We start from the raw sequence: 11,903 nt of genomic DNA, 5'->3' as shown, positions 1-11,903 counted from the left end.
GTACCGCGACCCGCAGTACCGGGGCGTTTCCCGGACCGGACGCGACGGCGAGGAGAGGTCGATGAGGACGCTGGGCGGGCGGTACGAGCTCGAACAGCGCGTCGGCGTCGGGGGCATGTCGGAGGTTTGGCGGGCCCACGACCTGGTGCTGGACCGGACCGTGGCGGTGAAGCTGATCTCTCCCGGGCTGGACGGTGAGGCCACGTCGGTCGAGCGGATCCGGGGCGAGGCCCGCTCCGCGGCCCGCCTCGTGCACCCGAACGTGGCCAGCGTGCACGACTTCGGCACCGCCACCGCCCCGGACGGACGCGAGCTGCCGTACATCGTGATGGAGCTGGCCGAGGGCGAGACGCTCGCCGTGCACCTGCGGGGCGGCCCGTTGGACTGGCGGATCGGGGTCCGGGTGTGCGCCGAGGTGAGCGCGGCGCTGGCCGCGGCGCACGCGCAGGGCATCGTGCACCGGGACGTGAAGCCGGCGAACGTGATCCTCACCCCGGCCGGGGTGAAGGTGCTCGACTTCGGCATCGCCACCCCGGCCGGTACCCCCGACCAGACCCCGGACGGCGTGGTGATCGGCACTCCCGCGTATCTGGCGCCCGAGCAGCTGGACCGGCAGCCGGCCACCCCCGCGGCTGACATGTACGCCCTCGGCGTGCTCCTCTACTACTGCCTGACCGGTCGGCTGCCGTACGCCGCCAGCAGCACCACCCAGTATCTGGGCAGCCGCCGGCGGCAGGCGCCGGAGCCGCTGCCGGAGATCGACGGCCTGCCGCCGGAGGTCGCCGACCTCTGCCGCCGGTGCCTGTCCGAGGATCCGGCCCGGCGCCCGACCAGCCTGATGGCCGCGCTGCTGCTGGCGGAGGCGGTCGATGCCCGGGTGTACGTGCCGATGATGCCGCCGGCCGCGCCCCGGCAGCGTCCGGCCCCGGTGTCCCCGTGGACCGAGCAGGCCGCCGCCGCGTCGACCGAGGCGATGGGCCTGGACGAGCCGACCTGGACGCGCCGACCTTGACGCGCCCGCGCTGATCCGGCCGCCGCAGGCGCTGGTCACGCCGCCGCTCGGCGGACCGTCCGCGGTGCTCCCGGCACGGTTTCGCGGGGCGGCGGTCGGGTAGCCGGGCGGGTGAGCGACGGGAGGAACGCGATGTCGGATCCGAGTTCCTGGCTGCACGAGAAAGCCACGGCGACCGCCGCGGGCGGTCACGTACGCACCGGCGACGGCGGGCTCTCCACGGCCCTGGCGTCCCCGCTGGCGCCGCACTGCACCGGGCTGACGCCGGAGCAGCTGCTGGCCGCCGCGTTCGCGTCCTGCCTGCACCATGCGGCGGTGGAGGCGGCCGCCGAGATCACCGACGAGGCGCACACCGTCGAGGTGACCGCGGAGGCGAGGCTCGGCCGCGACGACGACGGCCGGTACCGGGCCGATGTGCACGCGGAGATCTCCTCCGCCGGGCTGACCCGGGACCAGTTGGCCGACCTGGTCGTGCACGCCGATCGGTTGTGGCCGTTCTCCAGCGGCGACAACAGCCGCCACCGGCTGACCGTCACGCCGGCGGACGGCGGCCGGCACTGACCGCTACCAGCGGAAGCTGGCGGTCACCGCGCGGTGGTCGCTGTCCGGGGTGTGCAGCACGCCCGCCGCGGTGGGGGTGAGCCCCCGGTAGAGCACGTGGTCCGGGCGGGTCACCGGCAGCTCCGCCGGCCAGGTGAACCCGAAGCCCTGACCGGCGTCGGCCTGCGCGTCGTTCAGCAGCCGGGTGAGCGGCGCGAAGACCCGGTCGGTGGTGGCGGTGTTGAGGTCGCCGAGCACCACCAGGCGGGAGGCGTGGTCGTCCCGGACCTTGGCGGCCAGCGCGGCGAGGGTCTCGTCCCGGGTGACGGTGTGCCCGGCCCGGGCGGAGCCCAGATGGACCACGTACACCACGAGGTCGCCCTGGGGGGCGGCGACCACGGCCCGTAACGCCCGGTCCCAGCCCAGGCCGGTGTCCACGCCCACCGAGTCGCGGATCGGCCACCGGCTCCACAGCGCGACCGTCGACACCGCGGCCCGGTGCGGGTACCGCTGGCCCAACGCCACGTCGACCCGGTCGCCGTCGTCGACCTCCTGCAGCCCGATCAGGTCCGCGCCCGCACCGGCGAGCGCGTCGACCGTGGCCGCCGGGTCGGGGTTGCCGGAACGCAGGTTCTGGCTGGCCACCCGGATCGAGGACGGCCCGGTGCCGGCCGCCGGCGGCAGCCAGGCGCCACCGAAGAGCGCGGCCCAGACGACGGCCGGCAGGAGCACGGCCAGCAGCGCCCGCCGGGACCGGCGCAGCAGGGCCGCGAGCGCGAGCGGGGGTACGCCCAGACCGAGCAGCGGGGTGACGCTGTCGACCAGGCTGCCCAGGCCGTGCACGTTGGGCACCACCCGATGGCCGGCCAGCAGCACGGCGAGCAGCACGGCGAGGAGGCCGACGAGCAGTCCCCGCCGGTCCGGGCGACCGCTGGGGTCACCGGCGGCCCGCTCATCCACCATCTGCTCCGTCACCGTCCGCATCGTATCGAGCCGGCCCGCCCCCGGTGGCCGCGATGCCGGCACACCCCGACCGCCGTGTGGTTGGGCCCACCGGCCGACCCGAAACCGCAGGTGGCGGGGGTGCGCATGGGCCGAACGGGGGAGGTGCGGGCGAAGCACGGCAAAGATGATCATCCGCGCGCTTCATCATGCCCTTCCCGTTATTACCGACAAATGCGAAAGGAAGGAAGGGCGGCTTTCGTGATCCACCGAGCGTATTGCCGGGGCGGATCATGGCAAATTGTGGCGCATGCCACTAACTACCCTGGTGGCAACCGCCGCGAAGCTTTCTAGCCTCTCCGGGTGCACCCCGACGACCCCTCGCAGCAGAACCAGACCGAGACGTGCGTGTGTGGCCTGACGACCGACCGGGCCTCGGCCGAACGGAGGAGCGGACGACACCGGGCCGCACCACCGCGCCGCGGCCCGCTCCGGTCAACGCCCGCCCGGGTCGCGCTGGCGGCCGGCGTGACCTGCTGTCTCGGCCTGCTCGGGTTCGTCGGCGCCGAGGACACCGGCCAGCGGCACGAGCCCGTCCGCGAGGTACTCGCCGACCGCGCCGCCGCAGAGCAGCCAGCCTCCCGGGATTTCACCCGCACCGCTCCCCCGGTCGCCGTGCCGGTCACCCCGATCCCGGTCGCGACACCGAGCCCGACTCCGACGAAGAAGAAGGCGCCGAAGAAAAAGCCGGCCAAGCCCAAGCGCCCCCGCCCGGTCGCCGGTCTGGACCAGCTCCAGATGGACAACGCCAAGGTGATCGTCGACGTCGGGCGGGCCATGCAGATGCCGCGCCGGGCGCTCGTCGTGGCCATCGCCACGGCCATGCAGGAGAGCAACCTCTACAACCTGGCCAGCGACGTGCTGCCCGAGTCCTACGACTACCCGCACCAGGGCAGCGGATCCGACCACGACTCGGTCGGGCTGTTCCAGCAGCGGCCGAGCAGCGGCTGGGGCACGGTCGCCGACCTGATGCGGCCGGCGTACGCGGCCCGCGCCTTCTTCACGGCGCTGAACGAGGTGCCCGGCTGGGTGGACCTGAGCGTCACCCAGGCCGCCCAGGCCGTGCAGGTCTCCGCCTTCCCCGACGCGTACGCCCAGCACGAGGAGCGGGCCACCACGGTGGTCGCGGCGCTGGTCTGAGCAGGGCTCAGGCGGCGCTCCGCTCGGCCGGCCCGGGACCGCCCGCACCGACCCGGGTGGCCGGCACCCCGGCGGCGGCGGTCGGGGTGTCCGCCGGCACCACGTCGCCCGGCACCCCGGCCAGGATCTCCTCCGTCTGGGCCGCGCGCCGGCGGCGGGCCAGCAGCGCCGCCTCGAAGTCCCGGCGCGCCCGCACCGCCTCGGCGTACGCCTGCTCGCGGACCTGGCGGGCCTCCTCCCGGGCGGCCTCCAGCTCGCTGCGGGCCTGGGCCAGCAGCTCCGCCGCCTCCCGCTCCAGGGTCGAGGCCCCGGCCCGCCAGGCGGCCACCTCGACGTCGACCGGTGCGGTACGCCGGTGCAGGAAGTCGCAGAGCTGGCCCGCCTCCTGCCGGACCTGGTCCCACTCGCGGCCGGCGCCGCCCGCACTCTCCGCGCGCGCCGCGAGCCGGACCAACCGGATCCCCAGCTCGTCCAGGCAGGCATCCACCTGCCGCTGGTCGTAGCCGGTCTCAACGACGGAGAACCTCATACTGTCGCCCCCCAGGCAGCTGGTGTCACTTCCCCCACCTGCCGATCCTGAGGGGTCGCGGCTGCCGCCGCGGCGGTTCCCAAAAAATGTTCAGTATCCGAGCATCGCCCCGCGACCCGGCGCCGTCGTCGACTCAGCGCTGCTTGGGGAGGACGGCCACCCGGCCGAAGAACTCGTCGATGCGGTGCACCACGTCGTTGAAGTCGTCCAGGTCGATCGGCTTCGTCACGTACGCGTTGGCCTGCAGGGTGTAGCTGCCGAGAATGTCGGTGTCGGCGTTGGAGGTGGTCAACACGACGATCGGGATGGTCCGCAGGTCGTCGTCCCGCTTGACCGCGCCGAGCACCTGCCGCCCGTCCATCCGGGGCATGTTGAGGTCGAGCAGGATCACGTCCGGTCGCCGGGCCTCGGTGTGCCGGCCCTCCCGCCGGAGAAACTCCATCGCCTCCTGCCCGTCGTTGACCACGTCGATGACCTTGTCGACGTCCGAGTCCGACAGGGCCTCCTCGATCATCAGGACGTCACCCGGGTCGTCGTCCACGACGAGAATGCGTACCGGGTTCGAGGTGCCTGGGCCCATGGCTTACCTGCTTCTGGTCGAAGGCGGAACGGGACCGGGCGGTCACCTATGGCGGGGAAATCTAGTCGGTCACGGGGCCGACGGCGAGGCCGGCAGGTCCGCCTCGTATCGCAGCAGCTCGGCCAGCCCGGTCACCTGCAGCACCCGGGCCACCCGGCCGGTCGCCCCGGTGATGCGCAGCCAGCCGCCCTCGGCGGAGGCGTGGTTGTCGCCACGGACGAGGGCCGCGATGCCGACCGAGTCGCAGAAGGTCAGCTCGGTGAGGTCCACGAGCAGCTCGTGGTGCCCGTCGGCGGCCAGCCGGTCAACGGCGGCGTCGAGCTGTGGAGCGGTGCTCAGGTCGAGCTCGCCGGCGAGCCGGAGGCAGGCTCCGCCCCCGTCCCGCTGGGCGTACGTGACGGTGAACGCCACCGGGGCCCCTCTCGGTCAACCAGCGACGGACGCTTGCAGGGCAGCAAGTATACGCGGGGCCCGGTCGGTTGAGCCGCCACCCGGGGCAGGGGTGGCCCCCGACCCTGGGACCAGGGGCCGGGGGCCGGGGAGGGTGGCTCAGGCGGTGACCGGCTGCCGCCGCGGACCGGACTCCCGGAGCTCTCCGAGCGTGGGGGGCTCGGCGTCCTCCGGTGCGCCGGTGTCGGGCGTCTGGAAGAGATAGCGGACGAACGTGCCACCTGGATCGTTGTCGTCCGCACCGGGCCACTGCCCCACACAGTCGACGCCGACGACCTCGCGGCCGCTGCCGTCGGCCTCCTCCAGGAGCGCCCACAGGGTGACCGGGTAGCAGCGGGTGGTTTCCGGGCTGACCTGCCACCGTGCGTACCAGCCGGGTCGGGCGGGAACGATCTCGGCGATCCTCTTCATGGCGACCTTCCCTTCCGCGTGCGTCGGAAGTTCTTCCGGTCCATTGCGATCGTGCAGCCGCACCGGGTGAGCGACCCTCACCCGCAGCGAATGAAGCTCGCCGGCCGCTTGGCCCGGTCGCCGGGCGCACCCGTTTCCTTCCCGGCAGCGCCGGGAAGGCCAGCGGCGGAAGGCGCAACCCGAAGAGGAACGAGGTGCGACGATGCGCAAGCAGATGGAGGGCGACAACCAGCGCCGCCGGACCCTGGCCCGGGAGGCCCGGGAACGCGGTCGGCGGCCGAGCCAGACCGGCGCCAGCCTGAGCGCGTCCAAGCAGATCACCTCGCTGGACCAGCGCGAACGGTCCGGGCCGGCGCCCGCCGGGCGGCGCAAGCCGGACACCACGCGCGGCGGTCCCGCCCCGCCGCCGGCCGGCGTGCCGGAGCGACCCCGGGCGCTGCCGAACCGGACCCCGCAGGCTGCGGGGGTCACCAGGGTGGGCTACCGAGATCTGGTCGAGGATGTCAGCCGGCGCGCGGGGGTGGACTTCTCCACCGCCAAGGTCGCGGCGGAGGCGACCGTGCTCGCGCTGGCCTGGGCGTTGGACGAGGCCGAGCGGGAACGGCTGCTCGCGGCGGTGCCGGTGAAACTGCACGACGTGGTGCCGGTGGACGGCATCGATCGACACCGGGACCTGCCGGGCTTCCTGGCCGAGGTGGGCCGGCGCAGCCGGCTCAGCCCGGAGCAGGCGCGCTACCAGGCCGAGGCGACCCTGGCCGCGTTGGCCGACGCCGACGGCGACCTGGTCGAGTCGCTGCGCGTACCGGACGGGTTGCGGGACCTGCTCGCGCCGCCGGAGGCCGGCGGTGGCCTGGTGGGCCCGACCTCCGCCACCGCGCCGCTCAACGAGCAGGAGCTGCGCGACGCGCTCGCCAGCCTGCCGTACTGGTCCAGCGACCGGCAGTCGCTGGTGCGCACCATCGAGCTGCCGGCCGACAACCTGGACCGGGTGCTCGACCGCCTCGACCAGCTGAAGGCCGAGACCGGGCGGGGCCCGCAGATCGGCCGGCCCGAATCGGACAGCGCCCTGATCACCGTACGGACCCAGCAGGTTGACGGGGTGAGCGCGCTGGACGTGGACCTGGCCCAGCGGGTCGACGCCGCCATCGACGAGGTGGGCGCCGGCATGAACGCCGGCTGAGCCGCCCCCGGGCCGGCGGGCACTCCGTCCGCCGGCCCACGCCGCACGGGTAGCGTTGCCCGCCGTGGGCAGCGGTGCGGAGGGTCTGGAGATCGTCGTGGACCGGGCCCGGCCGAGCGGGCGTACCCTGCTCGCGGCCGGGGTCGAACAGTCCTACGTCGACGTCGCCGACCCCCGCCACCTGCATTTCGAGTACGTCCGGCGGATGGCCGCGGTGGTCGACCTGGCCGCCCCGGCCAGGCGTCCGTTGACCGCCCTGCACCTGGGCGGCGGCGCGCTCACCCTGCCGCGCTGGCTCGCCGCCACCCGCCCCGGCTCCGCGCAGCGGGTCGTCGAGCGGGAGCCGGCCGTGGTCGAGCTGGTCCGCCGGGAGCTGCCCCCGGTGCCGCCCGAGATCGCCGTGGAGATCGGGGACGCCCGGGAGTCGGTGGGCGCCGCGCCGGCCGAGGCGTACGACCTGGTCCTCGCCGACGTCTACCGGGCGGCCCGGATGCCCCGGCACGTGGCCAGCGTCGAGTTCGTCGCCGAGGTGGCCCGGGTGCTCCGCCCGGAGGGCATCTACCTGGTCAACGTCACCGACCTGCCGCCGCTGGTCTTCGCCCGGACGCAGGTGGCCAACCTGTGCGCCGTGTTCGCCGACGTCTGCCTGGTCGCCGACCGGCGGATGCTCCGCGGCCGGCGGTACGGCAATCTGGTGCTCGCCGCCGCCCACCGCCCCGACCGGCTGCCGGTAGACAAGCTCGTGGCCCGCGCCGCGGGAGACCCGGTGCCCGGCGGCGTGCTGCACGGGGCGACGCTGGACGCGTTCCTCGCCGGCACCCGCCCGGCCACCGACGCCGACCTCGCCGACCACTGACCCGCCGGGTTTCCGCGCCGCGTGCAGGGGTAGGCGCGCCGGATGAGCAACGCCGACGACCGGTCCACCGTCCGGCGCACGCTGATCGTCATCGGTCTGCTGCTCGCCACCCTGATCGCGCTGGGGTTCGTCTGGGCGACCAGGGTGGTGCTTACCTGGATGCTCGTCGCGGCGTTCTTCGCGGTCGCCCTCAAGCCGGTGGTCGACTGGCTGCAGCGCCGGCTCGTCCGGCGCCGGGCGCTGGCCACCCTGATGGTCTTCGTGGCCGCCTTTGTGCTGCTCGCCGGGCTGACGGCGGCGATTGTGCTGCCGCTGGTGCACGAGGTGGCCCGGTTCGCCGAGCGGGCGCCGGAGTTGCTCCGCGAGGCGAGGGCCGGGCAGGGGCCGATCGGCCACCTGCTGGACCGGCTCCACCTCCGCCAGTACGCCACCGCCCACTCCGGTCAGATCGAGCAGTACGCGTCCCGGCTCGGCCAACCGGCCATCGGGGTGCTCCGGGGGGCGGCCCAGACCGGCGCCGGGATCGCCGCTGTCGTGGTGCTCTCGTACCTCATGGTGCTGGAGGCGCCGAAAGTCATCGCCGCGACCTTGGCCCTGGCCGGCGACCGCCACGCGGAGCGGCTGCGCCGGATCGGCCGGGAGTCCTCCCGCACCGTCACCGGCTACCTCAGCGGCAACCTGCTGATCAGCGTGCTGCTGGGCGGGATGACCTTCGTGCTGCTCCTCGTCACCGGGGTGCCGTTCGCCGCGGTGATCGCCCTGCTGGTCGCCATCGCGGACCTGATCCCGCTGGTCGGCGCGACGATCGGCGCGATCCTCGCAGCCGGTGCCGGTTTCCTGAAGTCCCCCACCACCGGCGTGGTGGTGCTGGTCTTCTTCATCCTCTACCAGCAGGCTGAGAACCACCTGCTGGCACCGGTCATCATGTCCCGCGCAGTCCGGCTCAACCCGCTGACCGTGCTGGTCAGCGTGCTGCTCGCCGCCGCGCTGGGCGGCCTGTTGGGTGCCCTGCTGGCCATCCCGGCGGCCGGGATCGCACAGATCCTGCTGCGTGAGTTCACCCCCGCCGGGCTGCGTACGCTGCCCGCGCCGGCCAACGGCACCGACTCGGGCCGGTCGTGGTGGGGCCGCCGGAGCGCCCGAAGGGACGACACATCCGGGCGTCCGGCCGGCGGGCAGCGCATGAAAGAAGAAGAACAACCGGAGTGAACGATCCTCCGCGCCGGCGGCCACCCCGCGCCGGCCAGCCTCAGCGGCGGCGAACCACCTCGGGCGACTCGCTCTCCAGCGGTACGGCGTTCGCCGGCACCAACCCGAGCTGCACGGCGGGCCGGGGCAGGGTGGCGTCGAGCACCCAGTCCGCGCCGACCCGGGCCCGGTTGCCCGGCATCGCGAACAGGTGGTAGCCGCGGGTGACGGCCTTCGCCGGCAGGCCGGCCAGCGACACGTTCAGCGGGTTCGCCGCCGCGTCCTTGCCGCCCAGGTCCACCACCCAGCCCAACTCGTGGTGCTTGTACGGCTTGCGGGCCCCCTGACCGTAGGAGGCGGCGATGTTGTGCGCCGCGAGCTTGCCCTGCCGCTGCGCGTGCTGGGCGGTCATGGCGCAGATCTGCCCGGGCCGGCTGGGATCGGGCACGGCGGACGCGTCGCCGCAGGCGAACACCTCGGGGTAGCCGGGGACGTTGAGGTACTCGTCGACCACCAGGCGCCCCCGCTCGGTACGCAGCCCCAGCTCGGCGACGAACGGGTCGGGACGTACCCCCACGCACCAGACCAGGCTGCACGTCGGGACGTACTCGCCGTCGGTGAGCATGACCCCGTCCGGCGTGGCCTCGGAGACCGAGGTCCCCATCCGGACGTCGACGCCCCGCCGGCGCAGCACCCGGTCGGCGGTGATCGACATCCGCTGGTCCAGCTCGGGCAGCACCCGGGGCGCCACGTCGAGCAGCATCCAGCGCGGACGTACCTTCAGGTGCGGCCGCTGGGCGATGAGCCGGTCGGTGAAGAGCTGCCCGTGCGCCGCCACCTCGGTGCCGGTGTAGCCGGCGCCCACCACCACGAAGGTGGTCCGGGCCCGCTGCTCGGCCGGGTCGTCGGTCACCTCGGCCAACTCGATCTGCCGGACCACATGGTCGTGCAGGTAGAGCGCCTCGGGCAGGCCACGGAAGCCGTGCGCGTACTCGGTGACCCCGGGGATCGGCAGCAGCTTGTTGACGCTGCCCACGGAGAGCACCAGCCGGTCGTAGGCGAGCTGCCCCTCGTCGCCCTCCGGCGACCGGTAGCCGACCCACCGGTTGTGCAGGTCGACCCGGTTCGCCTCGCCGATCACCACCCGGACGCCGTCGAGGGTGCCGGCGAGCGGCACGGAGATCCGGGTCGGTTCGACCACCCCGGCGGCGACCTCGGGCAGCAGCGGCAGGTAGAGGAAGTAGTCGGTCGTGTTCAGCAGGACGGTCTCCGCCCGCCTGCTGGCCAGCCGGCTCAACGTCTTCGCCGCGTGGTATCCGGCGAACCCGGCACCCACGATCACCACACGAGGTTTCGTCATGTCCACTGCCGTTCCCGTCGACACGCCCGACAAACGTGGGCATCCCGTCCGCGACGGCCGAATCCCGTGCCGCGGAACGGGCCACTCACCCGTACAGGGTGACCTCACGGCCGTCGCATCCAGGGCAGACGATATAGACAAACCTCGTGGCCAGGGGCGAGGATGCGCGGATGAGATCGCACGAGACCGCCGGCGACCGGCCCACGAGGTCGACCCGGCGCACCTTCCTGACCGCCTCCGCCGCAGCCACCGCCGCCACCGTCGCCGCACCGTTCGCCGCCACGCCTGCCACCGCCGAGGAGGCGGTCGCGCCGCCCGGGCCCGGCCACCCGATCGTGCCCCAGCCGCCCGGCCGGGAGCTGTCCGCGCTGCTGCGCGAGGTCGACCGGGACCGCATCGAGGCCACCGTACGGCGGCTCGCCGCCTTCGGCACCCGGCACACCCTCTCCAGCCAGGACGACCCGGTCCGGGGCATCGGCGCCGCCCGGGACTGGATCCACCAGCAGCTCTCCGAATACGCCGCCGCCTCCGGCGGCCGGATGACGGTGGAGCTCCAGTCGTACGTCCAGCAGCCCGCCTCCCGGATCCCCACCGCCACCCGGATCACCAACGTGGTGGCCACCCTGCGCGGCGACGCCAGCCCGGACCGGGTCTACGTGATCACCGGCCACTACGACTCCCGGGCCACCGACGTGATGGACGCGGTGAGCGACGCCCCGGGCGCCGACGACGACGCCTCCGGCGTGGCGGTGGTCATGGAGCTGGCCCGGGTGATGGCCACCCGACGCACCGAGGCCACCATCGTGTTCGCCGCCGTGGCCGGCGAGGAGCAGAACCTGTACGGCTCGACGTACCTGGCCGGGCAATTGAAGGCGGCGGGCGTGGACGTGCAGGGCATGTTCAGCAACGACATCGTCGGCAGCAGCACCGCCGACGACGGCACCCGCGACCCGCGTAGCGTCCGACTCTTCGCCGAGGGGGTGCCGACCGCCGAGACCCCGGCCGAGGCGAACACGCGGCAGTCCGTCGGCGGCGAGAACGACTCCCCGTCCCGCCAGCTCGCCCGGTTCGTCAGCGACGTCGCGGAGAACGGGGCGACCGGGATGCGGGTCCGGGTCGTCTACCGGCGGGACCGCTACCTGCGCGGCAGCGACCACATCTCGTTCCTGCGCCAGGGCTGGCCGGCCGGGCGGTTCACCGAGCCGAACGAGGACTTCGCCCACCAGCACCAGGACGTCCGGACGGTCGACGGCGTCCAGTACGGGGACCTGCCGGAGTTCTGCGACTTCGACTACATCACCCGGGTCGCCCGGGTGAACGGCGCCACGCTCTGGTCCCTGGCCCAGGCGCCGGGCACCCCGAAGAGGGTCACCATCGTCACCACCAACCTGACCAACGACACCACCCTGCGCTGGCAGCGCGGCACCGAACCCGACCTCGCCGGCTACGAGGTGGTGTGGCGGGAGACCACCGCGGCCGAGTGGCAGAAGGTGCTCCCGGTCGGTGACGTCACCGAGGTGACCATCGACCTGTCCAAGGACAACGTCTTCTTCGGCGTCCGGGCAGTGGACCGGGACGGGCACCGCAGCCCGGTGGCCTTCCCGAGGCCCGGCAGCTGAGCGTCACCCGGACCGGGTGGGGTGACCTCACCCGGC

At 73.9% G+C, this 11,903-nt stretch carries 13 protein-coding genes; 7 read left to right on the top strand and 6 right to left on the bottom strand.

Going from position 1 to position 11,903, the window contains the following annotated elements; genetic code table 11:
• The first annotated feature begins 61 nt into the window (after window positions 1-61).
• Both ACFYM6_RS28205 and ACFYM6_RS28200 read left to right on the top strand, forming a co-directional pair.
• Window positions 62-1,012 (top strand): serine/threonine-protein kinase, encoded by a 951-nt coding sequence (locus ACFYM6_RS28205; RefSeq protein WP_387280332.1) that lies wholly within the window; start codon window positions 62-64, stop codon window positions 1,010-1,012.
• Between the two features lie 132 nt (window positions 1,013-1,144).
• Entirely contained in the window at window positions 1,145-1,573 is a 429-nt protein-coding gene (locus tag ACFYM6_RS28200) for an OsmC family protein (RefSeq protein ID WP_387280330.1), read from the top strand.
• A gap of 3 nt (window positions 1,574-1,576) precedes the next feature.
• Here the strand turns inward: ACFYM6_RS28200 and ACFYM6_RS28195 are convergent, their stop codons facing one another.
• Entirely contained in the window at window positions 1,577-2,527 is a 951-nt protein-coding gene (locus ACFYM6_RS28195; RefSeq protein WP_387280328.1) for an endonuclease/exonuclease/phosphatase family protein, read from the bottom strand.
• A gap of 330 nt (window positions 2,528-2,857) precedes the next feature.
• Here ACFYM6_RS28195 and ACFYM6_RS28190 point away from each other — a divergent pair, with 330 nt between their 5' ends.
• On the top strand, window positions 2,858-3,694 hold the full coding sequence (locus tag ACFYM6_RS28190; RefSeq protein ID WP_387280327.1) for a hypothetical protein: 837 nt from the start codon (window positions 2,858-2,860) through the stop codon (window positions 3,692-3,694).
• A gap of 7 nt (window positions 3,695-3,701) precedes the next feature.
• Here ACFYM6_RS28190 and ACFYM6_RS28185 read toward each other — a convergent pair whose 3' ends face one another.
• The 4 genes from ACFYM6_RS28185 to ACFYM6_RS28170 all read right to left on the bottom strand — a co-directional run bounded on the left by ACFYM6_RS28185 (window position 3,702) and on the right by ACFYM6_RS28170 (window position 5,664).
• Window positions 3,702-4,223: an ATPase gene (locus ACFYM6_RS28185; protein ID WP_387280325.1), complete on the bottom strand. Its 522-nt coding sequence runs from the start codon at window positions 4,221-4,223 to the stop codon at window positions 3,702-3,704.
• A 133-nt stretch (window positions 4,224-4,356) separates the two neighbouring features.
• Window positions 4,357-4,803 carry a response regulator gene (locus ACFYM6_RS28180; protein ID WP_387280323.1) on the bottom strand — a complete coding sequence of 149 codons (447 nt, stop codon included), beginning with the start codon at window positions 4,801-4,803 and terminating at the stop codon, window positions 4,357-4,359.
• Window positions 4,804-4,872: 69 nt separating this feature from the next.
• A complete protein-coding gene (locus ACFYM6_RS28175) occupies window positions 4,873-5,214 on the bottom strand; it encodes an STAS domain-containing protein (protein ID WP_387280321.1) in 342 nt (113 codons plus the stop codon).
• Window positions 5,215-5,352: 138 nt separating this feature from the next.
• Window positions 5,353-5,664, bottom strand: a complete 312-nt coding sequence (locus ACFYM6_RS28170) for a hypothetical protein (protein WP_387280319.1) — start codon at window positions 5,662-5,664, stop codon at window positions 5,353-5,355.
• Window positions 5,665-5,866: 202 nt separating this feature from the next.
• Between ACFYM6_RS28170 and ACFYM6_RS28165 the strand changes: the two genes are divergently transcribed.
• From ACFYM6_RS28165 to ACFYM6_RS28155, 3 genes are all read left to right on the top strand, one after another.
• The gene (locus ACFYM6_RS28165) at window positions 5,867-6,844 is read left to right on the top strand and encodes a DUF2267 domain-containing protein (RefSeq protein ID WP_387280317.1); all 978 of its coding nucleotides are present in this window, start codon (window positions 5,867-5,869) and stop codon (window positions 6,842-6,844) included.
• 64 nt (window positions 6,845-6,908) lie between these two features.
• Complete coding sequence (locus tag ACFYM6_RS28160) at window positions 6,909-7,700, top strand: spermidine synthase (protein ID WP_387280315.1); 792 nt, start codon at window positions 6,909-6,911, stop codon at window positions 7,698-7,700.
• Window positions 7,701-7,742: 42 nt separating this feature from the next.
• On the top strand, window positions 7,743-8,909 hold the full coding sequence (locus ACFYM6_RS28155) for an AI-2E family transporter (protein WP_387280313.1): 1,167 nt from the start codon (window positions 7,743-7,745) through the stop codon (window positions 8,907-8,909).
• Between the two features lie 40 nt (window positions 8,910-8,949).
• Here the strand turns inward: ACFYM6_RS28155 and ACFYM6_RS28150 are convergent, their stop codons facing one another.
• Window positions 8,950-10,248 (bottom strand): NAD(P)/FAD-dependent oxidoreductase, encoded by a 1,299-nt coding sequence (locus tag ACFYM6_RS28150; RefSeq protein ID WP_387280311.1) that lies wholly within the window; start codon window positions 10,246-10,248, stop codon window positions 8,950-8,952.
• Between the two features lie 170 nt (window positions 10,249-10,418).
• On the opposite strand from ACFYM6_RS28150, the gene ACFYM6_RS28145 reads away from it, so the two are divergent.
• Entirely contained in the window at window positions 10,419-11,867 is a 1,449-nt protein-coding gene (locus tag ACFYM6_RS28145; protein ID WP_387280309.1) for a M20/M25/M40 family metallo-hydrolase, read from the top strand.
• Window positions 11,868-11,903: the final 36 nt, after the last annotated feature.

It is taken from the genome of Micromonospora sp. NPDC006431 (genome assembly GCF_042870725.1).
In the GTDB taxonomy this organism is placed as follows: Bacteria; Actinomycetota; Actinomycetes; order Mycobacteriales; family Micromonosporaceae; genus Micromonospora.
This window is presented reverse-complemented; position numbering and strand designations above follow the sequence as displayed.

What these genes read in the sequence shown, in the direction of transcription:
- ACFYM6_RS28155 (WP_387280313.1), top strand. Translation starts at nt 7,743, where the DNA reads ATGAGCAACGCCGACGACCGGTCCACCGTCCGGCGCACGCTGATCGTC.
- ACFYM6_RS28200 (WP_387280330.1), top strand. Translation starts at nt 1,145, where the DNA reads ATGTCGGATCCGAGTTCCTGGCTGCACGAGAAAGCCACGGCGACCGCC.
- ACFYM6_RS28165 (WP_387280317.1), top strand. Translation starts at nt 5,867, where the DNA reads ATGCGCAAGCAGATGGAGGGCGACAACCAGCGCCGCCGGACCCTGGCC.
- ACFYM6_RS28185 (WP_387280325.1), bottom strand. Translation starts at nt 4,223, where the DNA reads ATGAGGTTCTCCGTCGTTGAGACCGGCTACGACCAGCGGCAGGTGGAT.
- ACFYM6_RS28180 (WP_387280323.1), bottom strand. Translation starts at nt 4,803, where the DNA reads ATGGGCCCAGGCACCTCGAACCCGGTACGCATTCTCGTCGTGGACGAC.
- ACFYM6_RS28205 (WP_387280332.1), top strand. Translation starts at nt 62, where the DNA reads ATGAGGACGCTGGGCGGGCGGTACGAGCTCGAACAGCGCGTCGGCGTC.
- ACFYM6_RS28150 (WP_387280311.1), bottom strand. Translation starts at nt 10,248, where the DNA reads ATGACGAAACCTCGTGTGGTGATCGTGGGTGCCGGGTTCGCCGGATAC.
- ACFYM6_RS28145 (WP_387280309.1), top strand. Translation starts at nt 10,419, where the DNA reads ATGAGATCGCACGAGACCGCCGGCGACCGGCCCACGAGGTCGACCCGG.
- ACFYM6_RS28170 (WP_387280319.1), bottom strand. Translation starts at nt 5,664, where the DNA reads ATGAAGAGGATCGCCGAGATCGTTCCCGCCCGACCCGGCTGGTACGCA.